The sequence below is a fragment of the Sessilibacter corallicola genome (genome assembly GCF_021290925.1).
In the GTDB taxonomy this organism is placed as follows: Bacteria; Pseudomonadota; Gammaproteobacteria; order Pseudomonadales; family Cellvibrionaceae; genus Sessilibacter; species Sessilibacter corallicola.
This window is the reverse complement of record NZ_JAJSLX010000001.1, coordinates 1,211,448-1,223,529: the sequence shown is the minus strand read 5'-3', so window position 1 is coordinate 1,223,529 and position 12,082 is coordinate 1,211,448. Positions and strand designations below refer to the sequence as shown.

Annotated in this window: 16 protein-coding genes; 6 read left to right on the top strand and 10 right to left on the bottom strand. The window is 43.9% G+C overall.

The window, feature by feature from the left end; translation table 11 throughout:
• Positions 1-146: 146 nt before the first annotated feature.
• From LU361_RS05120 to LU361_RS05075, 10 genes are all read right to left on the bottom strand, one after another.
• Positions 147-521, bottom strand: coding sequence for a hypothetical protein (locus LU361_RS05120; protein WP_233087678.1), 375 nt, complete (start codon positions 519-521; stop codon positions 147-149).
• 131 nt (positions 522-652) lie between these two features.
• On the bottom strand, positions 653-1,780 hold the full coding sequence (locus LU361_RS05115; protein ID WP_233087676.1) for a nucleoside hydrolase: 1,128 nt from the start codon (positions 1,778-1,780) through the stop codon (positions 653-655).
• A 55-nt stretch (positions 1,781-1,835) separates the two neighbouring features.
• The gene (locus tag LU361_RS05110) at positions 1,836-2,453 is read right to left on the bottom strand and encodes a class I SAM-dependent methyltransferase (RefSeq protein WP_233087675.1); all 618 of its coding nucleotides are present in this window, start codon (positions 2,451-2,453) and stop codon (positions 1,836-1,838) included.
• 256 nt (positions 2,454-2,709) lie between these two features.
• Positions 2,710-3,156, bottom strand: coding sequence for a diacylglycerol kinase (locus tag LU361_RS05105; protein WP_233087673.1), 447 nt, complete (start codon positions 3,154-3,156; stop codon positions 2,710-2,712).
• Between the two features lie 38 nt (positions 3,157-3,194).
• Positions 3,195-3,569: a gamma-butyrobetaine hydroxylase family protein gene (locus tag LU361_RS05100; protein ID WP_233087671.1), complete on the bottom strand. Its 375-nt coding sequence runs from the start codon at positions 3,567-3,569 to the stop codon at positions 3,195-3,197.
• A 61-nt stretch (positions 3,570-3,630) separates the two neighbouring features.
• On the bottom strand, positions 3,631-4,953 hold the full coding sequence (hslU, locus tag LU361_RS05095) for an ATP-dependent protease ATPase subunit HslU (RefSeq protein ID WP_233087669.1): 1,323 nt from the start codon (positions 4,951-4,953) through the stop codon (positions 3,631-3,633).
• Between the two features lie 31 nt (positions 4,954-4,984).
• A complete protein-coding gene (hslV, locus tag LU361_RS05090) occupies positions 4,985-5,524 on the bottom strand; it encodes an ATP-dependent protease subunit HslV (protein ID WP_233087667.1) in 540 nt (179 codons plus the stop codon).
• Positions 5,525-5,606: 82 nt separating this feature from the next.
• Entirely contained in the window at positions 5,607-6,212 is a 606-nt protein-coding gene (locus LU361_RS05085; RefSeq protein WP_233087665.1) for an SPOR domain-containing protein, read from the bottom strand.
• Between the two features lie 331 nt (positions 6,213-6,543).
• Positions 6,544-7,425: a hypothetical protein gene (locus LU361_RS05080; RefSeq protein ID WP_233087647.1), complete on the bottom strand. Its 882-nt coding sequence runs from the start codon at positions 7,423-7,425 to the stop codon at positions 6,544-6,546.
• A complete protein-coding gene (locus tag LU361_RS05075) occupies positions 7,422-8,123 on the bottom strand; it encodes a glycoside hydrolase family 25 protein (protein WP_233087639.1) in 702 nt (233 codons plus the stop codon). Before LU361_RS05075 ends, LU361_RS05080 begins: the two co-directional genes overlap by 4 nt.
• Positions 8,124-8,357: 234 nt before the next feature.
• Here LU361_RS05075 and LU361_RS05070 point away from each other — a divergent pair, with 234 nt between their 5' ends.
• The 6 genes from LU361_RS05070 (at position 8,358) to LU361_RS05045 (ending at position 12,041) form a co-directional block, all read left to right on the top strand.
• Positions 8,358-9,968, top strand: coding sequence for a helix-turn-helix domain-containing protein (locus tag LU361_RS05070; RefSeq protein ID WP_233087628.1), 1,611 nt, complete (start codon positions 8,358-8,360; stop codon positions 9,966-9,968).
• 149 nt (positions 9,969-10,117) lie between these two features.
• Positions 10,118-10,405 (top strand): RebB family R body protein, encoded by a 288-nt coding sequence (locus LU361_RS05065; protein WP_233087624.1) that lies wholly within the window; start codon positions 10,118-10,120, stop codon positions 10,403-10,405.
• A 97-nt stretch (positions 10,406-10,502) separates the two neighbouring features.
• A complete protein-coding gene (locus LU361_RS05060; RefSeq protein ID WP_233087622.1) occupies positions 10,503-10,769 on the top strand; it encodes a RebB family R body protein in 267 nt (88 codons plus the stop codon).
• A gap of 41 nt (positions 10,770-10,810) precedes the next feature.
• Positions 10,811-11,080: a RebB family R body protein gene (locus tag LU361_RS05055; protein ID WP_233087620.1), complete on the top strand. Its 270-nt coding sequence runs from the start codon at positions 10,811-10,813 to the stop codon at positions 11,078-11,080.
• A gap of 64 nt (positions 11,081-11,144) precedes the next feature.
• Entirely contained in the window at positions 11,145-11,348 is a 204-nt protein-coding gene (locus LU361_RS05050) for a RebB family R body protein (RefSeq protein WP_233087618.1), read from the top strand.
• 144 nt (positions 11,349-11,492) lie between these two features.
• Positions 11,493-12,041, top strand: a complete 549-nt coding sequence (locus tag LU361_RS05045) for a RebB family R body protein (protein WP_233087616.1) — start codon at positions 11,493-11,495, stop codon at positions 12,039-12,041.
• Positions 12,042-12,082 lie beyond the last annotated feature (41 nt).

Here is a 12,082-nt window from a genome sequence, read left to right as displayed (position 1 = left end):
TTCACTTCCAATTAATTGAAATTTTTTTCAAGAGAAGGTTTTTCTTGCGAATTGTTTTTTATGGAAGTGTTTTTAAATTGGGGTTGCATTGAAAATACAACCCGCGCGGAACTTAAAAGGCGTTAATTATTTGGGGTGAGTGTTATTTAACGTGGAATTTCAATTTTTTTAGTAACAGAGCCGTAACCGTGTCTTGAATCGTGGGCTCTGATTTCAACGATGTTAACTTCGGCAGGAATGGCGACGTTACGTAAACCTCTTGTGAAGGGTTGCTCGTTATCGTGTGGGTGGTGCAATACACGTGTCGCGATAATTTCGCCGTTTTCGTCGAGAATTTCCCAGCGATTGGCGTAGTGTTTCCAACCGGCGTCTGCGTGTTCTACGGTGACGCGAAAATCATAAACGTTGGAACCGCGATGTTTGATTTTGACATCAATAACTTTGGCTTCGCCAGCGTGTGCGGTACTGAATAAGAACAGTGTGGTGGTGAAGGCAAGAAGGCGTAGGAGTGACTTTTTCATTGCTTGTCCCAATATTTCTGATTAATGCTATTTGGACACATTCAAGCGCGTTAAGTCATGTTGAGGGTTTTGCTTAACAGTGACTTGAATGCCAAGGCTCGGGTTGATGAAAGAGCCTTGGCATTACTGTACTACAGGGCGTTGTTCATTGTTGTGGTGAACAGCTCAAAAGCTTTTGTTGCGTTGGTTTTACGACAGATTTTTGCCGGTGGGTTATCGCCACCAATACTTAATACACCAAAGGTTTTTGGGTCGTAATGTTGTCGTGTTTTGCCATCGCTGGTGGTGGTCGGAAATGGAAGGGTCCAATCGGTGGCTTTTTGGGTGAGGTCAAATTGCACGTTAACTGGTGCAAGTTCGCCTTGGCAGTACTGTGGGTCAATGACGACTAAAGCCGCTAGCACGTCCCAAAAATAGTATTCGCCGGAGTCGATAAACCAGTCGTTGTCATCTAGCACTTTATCCCAAAAATCGGCGGCGGGGGTTTGCACGTGTTTTTTAAAGTTTTGTGCGAACTCACGGGTCACTTTGACTTCGTTGGTTACGTCCAGTCCGACTACTTCAATGCTTAAGCCAGATTTAAAGACGATGTCTGCTGCGAGGGCGTCTACGTAAATGTTCCACTCGGCTTTTGTATTTGGGTGTTCGTCGGTAAAGCCTGGAACAATAATATTGCCCGGTGCGTCGAATGCGCCGCCCATAATCACGAGCTTGTCGATCTTGTTTTTATCTTGTGGATATTTTGTTAGCCATTGTGCGATGTTGGTCAGGCTGCCTGTGGCCAGTAGTGTGACTTTGTCGGTCTCGTTGTTGAGCACCTTGTGGATAACTTCTACGGCGTGGTCTTTCGAGACGGGACGATCGCTGTCGGGGATTTTTACGCCTGAGAGGGTATCTGCCTGCACTCGCCAAGGTTCTGGGAAGGCAAAGTAACCGTCGAGCGGGTAATCGTCACCACAGGCAACTTCTACGTGGCCTTCTTGAGTGAGATCGAGCAGGGCTGGAATGTTGCGCATGGCGGGTTCACAGCGGGTTTCTCCGGCGCCATTAGCAACTACTGAAAGCAGCTCGATGTTCGGGCTTTTGGCCAACAGTAATAAAGCGGACCAATCGTCGATCGCCATGTCGGTATCGAAAATAACTTTTGTTTTGGCACTGATTTCGGCGCTATTTTTATCAGCAAATAAGCTGGGGGAAACCAGTAGGGCGCTCAGTACACTAAGTAACCACAGGACAGGCAGCGTTTTATTAGCAGGCATATTTTTCCTTTGTCTTCCTTTGAGTTTTATTAATTGTGAATACAGAAATTGATGATTAATGCTTTTTGGCAATGGCTTGCACAACCGCACTCAAGCCTGTGTGGCGAGAGCCTTCGATCACGTCTCGTTCAATTTCATGTAATTGAACGAATTCTAACGACGGTAATTCTGCACGTAAGATCGATTCCGACAGCATTAACTCCGCACGTTTCGGGCCACCGGTGTTGTAATCGAGCTGTTTGGGTGTGTAAGACTCAACAAGATAAACCCCTTGGCTTTTCAGTAATGTTGGTATCACTTCATGGACGCGATTGCGCAGCGTTGGCGGAAAGTGGGCAAAAATTGAAACGACGGCTGAAAATTCTTGGTTGTTCATTGCTTCCCTGGCCACTTCTTGCTGGGTCATGGTGTAGTCGTTGAGATCGGCACATACATAGTTGACGAATACGTCAGCTTTTGCCGCTAATTTCTTTGCTTTTTCTATTGCGTGGCTGGAGTAATCAACGGCGGTGACTTGATAGCCTTGCTGGGCGAGGTACACCGAGTTTCTGCCTTCGCCATCGGCTAAGCAAAGTACGTGGCCTTTGGGAATGTGGTGCAGGTTTTCTACTAAGAAGTCGTTGGGTTTAACTCCATAGATGTAGTCATCGGTGTCGTAACGCGAATCTTGCATGTTGATCTCGAAGCGGTTTGAAAGGCTCAGATGAGCTTCTTTGAATGTTTAGGCGAACAGAGGTAAAAATTTATCAGATACCGCTGATGTTAAAAAGCGCGCCAGATAAATTGAATTCTGAGTCTTGAATGGTTGTGTGTTTGGGGTGAATCGACAAGAGGGCACTGCATCGATTTACACAGTTTTGACAAGGTCACGGCTGGATAGCCAACACAGGTTTTTGTTTATGACAGGTTTATTAACGAGCGTAAGGCCGTCAATAAATGGCCGTTAGTATCCAGCACGCGGCGGCTAAAATCATGGTCATAAATACCGCCGCAGAGCCTGCGTCTTTTGCACGGCCTGACAGTTCGTGGTGTTCCACACCCACACGATCAACAATCATTTCAATACCGGTGTTCAGCAGCTCAACAATCATTACCGCAATAACACTACCGATTAAGAGTAAGTATTCAAACGGCGTTTTGGCGATCAACATGGATAAGGGAATGGCCACAAGCAGGGCGTAGACTTCAAAGCGAAACGCTTGCTCATAACGGAAGGTAGTGCGAATGCCTTTGATGGAGTAATAGGCGGCTTTGGTTAAACGCTTTAACGGTGGAGACGGGCGCTTAAGGCCGTAAACTTTGTCTTCATTGTTGTTGGATGCAGAGTTGCTGGATTCTGAATTTGTTGTCGCAGTATCGATATCGGGGCGGGTCATTTTTTCAAACTCAGAAACAAAGGTTAAACAAACAAGAGTTAAACAAACTTCACGGTTTGTGTATTGGGATCACGAGATAAACCGGCTTGATCGAGCTTATCGAGATATTCTCGCCAAAGGCGATATTGATTCTGACACAGTTCTTTTAAATAGTTCCAAGAATAGAGGCCAGAATCGTGGCTGTCATTGAAGATAATGCGAATGGCGTAATTACCGCAGGCTTCGATATGGGTGATGGCAACGTTCACTTTGCCGTGTTGCAACACTTCTTGGCCTTCACCGTGGCCGCGAACTTCGGCCGACGGTGAATAAACACGTAGAAACTCTGAGGGCAAACGGTACGAAACACCGTCAAAAGCGAGTTCCAATTGTTGGGACTCTCGATGTAACTTAATCTTCTGTGGTGCGTTCATACTCTCTTCACCCAAATACCAAATTGCGGGGTAAATTAACTTTAACCGAATTAGGTTAAGTTTACAGAATGAAGCGGCTTAAATCCTCATCATGCGACAATTCGCCCAGCTGAGAGTCAACAAAAGCGGCGTCTATAACCACTTCTTTTTGGCTCTGCCCGGAATTAAACGAAATTTCTTCAACCAAGCGTTCCATGACGGTATGCAAACGGCGCGCGCCGATGTTTTCGGTGGTTTCGTTTACCTGGCAGGCGGTCTCTGCAATTCTGCGAATACCGTCTTCGGTAAAGCTTAGGCTGACACCTTCGGTATCGAGCAGGGCAATCTGCTGAGCCGTGAGCGAGGCGCTTGGTTCCGTTAGGATGCGCTCGAAATCGTTTGGCGTCAGTGCGTTGAGTTCGACTCGAATCGGCAAGCGGCCCTGCAATTCTGGGATCAAATCAGACGGCTTAGAAAGATGGAACGCACCAGAGGCAATGAACAAGATGTGATCGGTTTTGATCATTCCATGTTTGGTGCTGATGGTGGAGCCTTCGATCAATGGCAACAGATCGCGTTGCACACCTTCGCGTGAGACGTCGGCACCGCTGTTGCCTTCGCGTTTGGCCACTTTGTCGATCTCGTCGATAAAGACGATGCCGTTTTGTTCGGCGGCTTCAATCGCTTTGGCTTTGGTTTCTTCTTCGTTGATCATTTTGCTGGCTTCTTCATCGGAGAGAAGCTTCATGGCTTGCTTGATGGTCAACTTGGATTTTTTGGTTTTGTTCTGGCCGATGTTGGAAAACATGTTTTGCAACTGGCTGGTCATTTCTTCCATGCCAGGAGGCGCCATGATTTCTACGCCCACTTTGGTGGCGGCAACATCGATTTCGATTTCTTTGTCATCCAGCTCGCCTTCACGCAGTTTTTTGCGGAAGATCTGACGTGTGGACGATTCGGTTTTGCTCTCTTCGCCTTCATTGCCGCGCGCTTGTGGCAATAAGGCGTCGAGAATGCGATCTTCGGCCGCGTCTTGGGCGCGGTGCTTCACTTTTTCTTTTTCTTGTTCGCGGTGCATTTTGATCGACATATCGACCAAGTCGCGAATGATTGAATCTACGTCGCGGCCTACGTAACCAACTTCGGTAAATTTGGTCGCTTCAACTTTAATGAACGGGGCGTTGGCAAGCTTTGCCAAGCGACGGGCAATTTCGGTTTTACCGACACCGGTTGGCCCAATCATCAAAATATTTTTGGGGGTAATTTCGTTGCGCAACTCTTCGTTGAGTTGCATACGTCGCCAACGGTTTCTCAGTGCAATCGCCACTGCGCGTTTTGCATTGTGTTGGCCAATAATGTGTTTATCTAATTCGTGAACAATTTCACTGGGTGTCATGTTCGACATAGAGAATCTCTTCGCAACAGATCTTGCTGAATTAAAATTCCAGCGTTTCAATGGTGTGGTTGTGATTGGTGTAGACGCAAACGTCTCCGGCAATGGTCAAGCCTTGCTTGACGATATCAATCGCTGCCATGTCGGTATTATCGAGTAAGGCACGCGCTGCCGATTGTGCAAATGGGCCGCCGGAGCCAATCGCAATTAAATCGTTTTCAGGCTGAATGACATCGCCGTTACCGGTGATGACTAAGGAGGCGTCTTTATCAGCCACGGCTAATAATGCTTCGAGGCGACGCAATGCGCGATCGGTACGCCAGTCTTTGGCTAACTCAACGGCCGCGCGAACGAGCTGACCGTTGTAGGATTCTAATTTTGCTTCAAAGCGTTCAAACAAAGTGAACGCGTCGGCAGTGCCGCCAGCAAATCCTGCTAAAACCTTATCATTGTACAAACGGCGAACTTTGCGCGCGTTGCCCTTCATTATGGTGTTACCCAAAGATACTTGTCCGTCGCCACCTATAACGACTGTGTTACCACGGCGTACAGACAATATAGTTGTTCCACGATATTGATCCACAAAGAATCCTTAGTGATATTTGTGAGAGAATACCGTGCAATTTGGGGATTCTGATCAGGAATTTCAAGTCAATGTGACACAATTATGGGCGTGGTCTTTTTAGCACCAATGGGCTGATATCGTTGGATACTAAGGTTGCTCGCGCCGCTGACATCTGAGATCGATTGTCGAACGGTCCTACCACAACGCGATGCCACACTTGTTTGTTATCTAAGGTGACGTCTTCGATGGCGGCGTCGAGGTTCATCAAAATTAATTGCGCACGCATACGATCGGCATCCGACAATTTCTGAAACGAACCGGCTTGCAGCATGTACTGCTGATTGTTCGCCAGTGACCCTGAATTTTGGTTCTCGGTGGCAGTGGGTTCCGGAACTTCAACCTCACTTTCTTTTAATAGCTGATAAAACTCTAACCGAGGTTTGGGAACAGCAACCTCTTCCGGTTTATTCTGTTGGCCGTTGTTGTTTGAACGTTCGACGGTTTTAGCCGGTGGGTTTGGCGATTGGCTCGGGGTTGGCGCTAGACCACTTAAATAAACCAAGAACATCGCAAAGGCGCCAATAACTGCGCCGGATAATAGCCACACCCAACCCGACAATTTGCGCTCAGGTTTAGACGGCGCACGACGGTTGTTGTTTTTACGCTTAGGGGAGGGTTTTGATTTTTTTGCGAAATCGCGAGTCATATGAAATCTAACGTTGGGTTATCGACCGATATCGAAGTCTGGCTTAATCTGAGAATTATAAACACGAACGCCGTGTAAGTATTGTGAAATAGATGTATTGCTTTAATCGTATGAGTAGGGGCCGCTGCGTTTGTTTTACCTGTTTTTTCGATGTGTTTTTACCCAGGCCAGAATGTCAGCAATACCCTCATCCACCCATAGAGTGCGCAGTGTGTAATAAAGCTCCCATCCAAACAACCTGAGAATAATATTGAACAACTTTGGCCGTTTTTTAATTCAGCAGATAACGCATGGAAATTGAGAAGTGACTACCGGGCTGCGTCGATGGCGATTATGCGAACAGGCGGATGAATGACAAATGAATCCATAAGCTGATGATTAAAAACAGGATGGGCATGATTAGGACAATAAACAGCTCGGCAACGAAATATTTGTACCAGTTGCTGTGAAAGCTAGACACCAATTTTTCTCTCTGCACCGACAACAACTCAAATTTTTTCAATAAAGATTTGGCGTGTTCTTCTGAGGTTTTTGCGGTGGAGTCGGGCGTAATTTCGGAATGTAAATAACGCAGATTAGTCCATTGTTCTTTGGAGTGATGAGTATACAGCTGATAAGAGCAGTACGATGAAAGGTGCAGTGAATAAGGGATTACGATTTGAGTGGAAACAAATAAAAAGAAAACAATTTTTAAACTGGTTTTAGACAGTGTTTTTAATCGTTCAACAGCAGTGAGTAGCAATAAATTATGAATAATGCCAATGATCAATAAAGCGTTTAAAAAAACCAGTGACGCCGAGTGCGTCATAATATGCACCAAACCAACAGTCGCAATTGCAAGCATCAGATATTCAGTGCCGGAGGTTGCATCGGTAATCACTTCTTTTAGCGCGTTTATTTCGCTGCCAACTTGAACCTTCACATTCACGATAAACTCGAACCCAAAATCGGTTGAGGTGATTGCGTCTAGCGTGCCTTTTGCGACGGACAGTTCCGACAAATTAATCAGCAATCGTTCTTCGGTTTTTTCTAAATAAAGCCGATTTTCTTGAAACAAGGCGTCGTTGTTCAAGTCTTTGAATAAAAATGCTGGCGTTTCTGTCAGTGACATCAACAATAATAAGCTCAAACCCGCAATCCAATACGATTGAGTAACAGAAAACGTATTTGAGATAAATGTTACTGCGCGGTTGTTCAATGTTTTTTCAATCATGGGTTTAAACCACACGTGGCCGAAGCTAATTTTTCGGCGTTGCCGTTAAATATGTCGTGATCGACTAATGTTGTTACCCCATCTATTTTTGCCTGATTGGTATTTTGCCAGAAAAGCCATTGATCGACTCCGCTCGGGCGTTGTAATGACGTGGTGTAATCGGCGATCCACAAGGGAAATCTATTAAATTTATCGCCTAGATTCTGATTCCAATAATCGGTACTGGTATAAATGATGGGGGTGCACGATATTTCTTTTTCAACAAATGTTAGCCATTGCAATACATTTTGCTGAATGGTTGCTTTGTCAACGCCTGCCGTTATTTCAACATCAAGCACTGGCGGCAAATTATGTTTTTTACCGGTAACTTGTAAGAAAAATTTCGCTTGTTGTAAGGCATCTTGTGACGGATCAAAGAAGTGATAACTGCCGAATAGAAGTTTGGTGGTTTTTAGAGCGTCAATATTTTCTTGGTAGCGGGGATCGGTAAAGTCTGTACCCTGTGTTGCTTTGACGAACGCAAATTTAAATCCGTCGTGATTTACCGTATTCCAGTCGATGTCGCCTTGAAAATGCGATGCATCCAACCCCGTAATTGTTGCTGTACTTTGAGTTTTATCAAGCGACGTTTGATTGATGGATTGATCAGAGCCATAGGATTGGTGAAAGGTGGGTCTTGTCCACGCTACCAATGCCAAAAATATAACTAACAGTGTTAAGTCTCGAGTTTTTATCCTATTTTTTATGTCTTTTGAAGTCATTGTTATTCAATTAAAGGTGGATTTAATTTCTTTCATATTAGTTATTTGAATGTGGCTGTAAACGAAGTTGAATCGTTCTAATAAGATGAAATAACGTGTAATTTTTTTGTTCTTTTAAATTATGTAGCTTACTTCTCCCGTCAATTCTTATAAAAAAGGGTATATGTTTTTATGGAATCATTTATTGAAAAGAATTCATCGGTATTAGTTTTTAACGCACCAGTGGGAATGATGAAAGGGGTAGATAACCTTTTTGCTCATGCCCTTGAAAAATTAGCAGAACATGCATCCAGTGTTTCATATCGGTTAGAAATATCCAAAGCGTCTCTTGATGAGCTTGGAATATCAAAAGAGTATTGTCTACTGAATAAAACTGATAGCTGTTCGCCAATAACACCCATAAGTCAAAAAAATGAAATCACTGTGTGTGAAAAAAGCGACAAATTAATTTTTACTCATTATATCGAACAGGCGCATATCAACAACGCTTTAAAGGCGAAAAAAACATTTCCTTTACGCATTTATGGTCAGGTTGTGGGCAGTTTAGTCGTCAACGAATTTGATTTTTATGCGGATACAAATTTAGACAGTGCTGTCACTACTGCTATTAAAGAAATTGAGTCTTCCATAGAGTGCCAAAGTGTACGTGCCCGTGTAGAAAAACAATTTAACGCCTATTGGTATGGAACTAGCTTAGCACTGCTGGAAACCCGACAAAACTGCCGTTTATTTTCCAAGTTACCCATGCCAGTGTTTATTTCTGGTGCTCCTGGCAGTGGTAAATTAATAGCCGCGTACAGTGTGCATTGTCATTCTAATCCACCGGATTCACCTTTTATCACGATAGATTGCGCGGTGGCAAGAGAACAAGACTTTTCGGCACTTTTATCTCATAAATTATCCGATGCAAATCATGGTTCTCTTTACATCCGGGGAGTTGAAAAGCTGACTTCAGCCGACTTGATTTATTTGTTGGATATTATCCGAACCACAAACCGCAATAATATGGATGCCCCGTTTCATGTGCGAATCTTTTTGGGAATTACAGACAGCAATAATGAATACGATAATTTAACGCAACTGGAAGAAATTGAGTTTTATTGCCTTCGCTTAAAAATGCCGTGTCTGCAAGAACGTTGGCCGGACGTATCGTTTACGATAGAAGCGTTTAAGCAATTGGGTGTCATTCATCAAAAGTTTGAGCTCACTGATGATGCTTGGTCGGTTATATCGGATTATTCCTGGCCGGGTGGTTTTGGTCAGTTTGAGGCGTTTTTAAAAAAGGCAGATTTGCTGGCGGTTGATCACCTGGTTAATGTTAATACCCTTCGAAAATACTTTCCTAACATTGAGGCGGTAATAAAAAATAACACCAATGTTGAATCGAGCAATAATAAAAAAACCACAATAGAAGCTGTAATGGCTGGTGAAGTGGTTTGTCATCCAGCGTTACAGCGTGCTTGCGAATACATCCATAAGAATTTCCAACAATCGATTACTATGAGTGAATTGGCTCAGCACAGTTATATCAGCTCGTCTCATTTATCCAGTTTATTTAAAAAAGAACTGTCGCAACCCTTTAAGCAAGTGTTGAATGAATACAGAGTGCATTTGGCAAAGAGCTTTATTTCTGAATCCTTATCAAAACAAATCACTGTTATTGCTCAAGACGTGGGCTTTAGTGATTTTAGTCATTTTGAGAAGACATTTAAGAAAAACGTGGGTGTGAGTCCGGGTACGTACCGCAATAAATTCAGAATGGCACTGTCGACCAATCAATAAAGACAAAAAATATTTTGATGTTTAGTTCATAGAATAAACCTTATAGACCGTACATTAAACCACTCACGTTGTTGTTTACCGAGTTATAGTTTTTACACGTAAGGCACTTCTAAGTTTAAAAACAGTGTAAGGAAAAATTAGGAGATACTATGGCTTTTCCAACCTCAGTAAATGATCAAATCACCGATTCGGTGACTCAGGCCAATGTTAAAGTTCTTGGTGATGCACCAGCGCTTTCCATGGGTAATTTATTTCAAGCAACTTCTCAAGCGTTAGGTAATGCCGCGCACAATGCAACTACGGCTCAGCAGCAAACTTCTGTAACCGCACAAGCGGCGACAACAATGGGTGTTGCGACCTTGTATTCATTGGATACGGCGTCAACCGGCAAGGCAACTCAAGCCATTTTGTCGTCGAAAGTTAAAGGCTTGGGTTAATTGAATATTGTAACGTGCTGTAATTTCTAACGAATTATTACAGCAAGTAATTCTGAGTTTAGTTCACCTTAACCATCTATATTTGGAGTATTTAATAATGGCTTATCCCACTTCTGTAAATAGCCAGATAACCGATTCTGTTTCTCAGGTAAATACCAAGGTACTTGGTGATGCGCCTGCGATTTCTTCGGGTAATTTAATGATTGCCACCAGTCAAGCCTTGTCGAACGCAGCTCACAACGCAACGAGCGGACAACAACAGGCTGTTGTTACCGCGCAGGCTGCGATGACGCAGGGAATTTCAACGTTGTATTCCTTGGATATCAGCTCTACCGGTATCGCGACAAAAGAAATTTTCCAATAAATCATTGGCAATGGTAATCCAATAAATTCGAGTAAATTCTTATGGCCTTTCCAACTTCTGTAAACAGTCAAATCACCGATTCGGTCACTCAAGCCAACGTGGAGGTATTGGGCGATGCGCCTGCCGTTGCAATGGGTAATTTATTTCAAGCTACTGCGCAAGCGTTGGGTAATGCAGCACATAACGCAACCATTGCTCAGCAACAAACTAATATTACCGCACAGGCGGCGACTACCATGGGTGTTGCAACGTTGTATTCCATTGATACAGCAACCACGGGTAAAGCTACTGCCGCGATCTTGGGTTCTTAAGTTTATTTCGACACCTTTTTGGGCTTAGTGATTTTAAAAAACCACTAAGCCCTGAAACAACACTATGAACGATTCTAATTTAATTTCGATTGCGGCCGCGCCGCCAGAATCAATGGCTTTTGTCAGTATGTCCATGGCTGAGTCTATTAGCATCATGCTGGAAAATGCGGTTAATGCAGAAAAGAATGCTCAAATTGTTCAGACCGCAGCAGTTGCACAATGTTGTGCTCTTATGATTTCGGTTGGTGCAGCTGGAGCGGCGAAGTAATTCAAGAATAATCTCTCATCAAGCGTGTTTATTCGACGTTTTTAAGTCTTGCAGGTGCTGTGTGAGCCGAGCCACTCGCTGTTTTCAACAGGCTGCTTCTCGCGCTTAGCAGAGATTTTATTATTAATGCAAAGGTTAATAATCATGGAAAATGACGGCACAACGAATGATCAGGTGACGGATTCAATCAGCCAATTAAATACCTTATTACTTTCGGCATCGGCGCCACAATCTTTGGCATTACTGGATGTCACTGGCGCTGAAAGCATGGGCATGGCATTACACAATGCTGTTTCATCCCAGCACAATGCACAGATATCGGCAGGCGCTGCTATCACCTCTGTGTGTGCAAAAATATTGCAAGTTCCAATGGCCGTGAATGCTGAAGAACCAGATAGCGATAAGAAAAAAGATATTCCCCCTTTTTTGCCTTTGTCGGGTAATAGTGCTGACGATACCAGTGCATTAATTTCTCAAGCACAAGCATTGGTGAAAAATGCCGAAAATATGGACCCGAAAGAGTTGGATAAATTAAGTTCCGTTATTTCTGATTTGCAATCTGTGTTGGCTCAGAAGCATTCATCGGATAGCACGTCATCGAACACAACCTCATCAACCACGCCCGATGCAGCAAAATCTACATCGGCGGACAGTAAAACTGAGGCGAGTGGCACTGACTCAAAAAAGTCTTAACCCGCTTGTTGCAAGATTTTTTTAATCCTAAATAACGTCTA

Coding starts and splice junctions, on each gene's coding strand:
- LU361_RS05120 (WP_233087678.1), bottom strand. CDS start 521: ATGAAAAAGTCACTCCTACGCCTTCTTGCCTTCACCACCACACTGTTC.
- LU361_RS05115 (WP_233087676.1), bottom strand. CDS start 1,780: ATGCCTGCTAATAAAACGCTGCCTGTCCTGTGGTTACTTAGTGTACTG.
- LU361_RS05110 (WP_233087675.1), bottom strand. CDS start 2,453: ATGCAAGATTCGCGTTACGACACCGATGACTACATCTATGGAGTTAAA.
- LU361_RS05105 (WP_233087673.1), bottom strand. CDS start 3,156: ATGACCCGCCCCGATATCGATACTGCGACAACAAATTCAGAATCCAGC.
- LU361_RS05100 (WP_233087671.1), bottom strand. CDS start 3,569: ATGAACGCACCACAGAAGATTAAGTTACATCGAGAGTCCCAACAATTG.
- hslU (WP_233087669.1), bottom strand. CDS start 4,953: ATGTCGAACATGACACCCAGTGAAATTGTTCACGAATTAGATAAACAC.
- LU361_RS05085 (WP_233087665.1), bottom strand. CDS start 6,212: ATGACTCGCGATTTCGCAAAAAAATCAAAACCCTCCCCTAAGCGTAAA.
- LU361_RS05080 (WP_233087647.1), bottom strand. CDS start 7,425: ATGATTGAAAAAACATTGAACAACCGCGCAGTAACATTTATCTCAAAT.
- LU361_RS05070 (WP_233087628.1), top strand. CDS start 8,358: ATGGAATCATTTATTGAAAAGAATTCATCGGTATTAGTTTTTAACGCA.
- LU361_RS05065 (WP_233087624.1), top strand. CDS start 10,118: ATGGCTTTTCCAACCTCAGTAAATGATCAAATCACCGATTCGGTGACT.
- LU361_RS05060 (WP_233087622.1), top strand. CDS start 10,503: ATGGCTTATCCCACTTCTGTAAATAGCCAGATAACCGATTCTGTTTCT.
- LU361_RS05055 (WP_233087620.1), top strand. CDS start 10,811: ATGGCCTTTCCAACTTCTGTAAACAGTCAAATCACCGATTCGGTCACT.
- LU361_RS05050 (WP_233087618.1), top strand. CDS start 11,145: ATGAACGATTCTAATTTAATTTCGATTGCGGCCGCGCCGCCAGAATCA.
- LU361_RS05045 (WP_233087616.1), top strand. CDS start 11,493: ATGGAAAATGACGGCACAACGAATGATCAGGTGACGGATTCAATCAGC.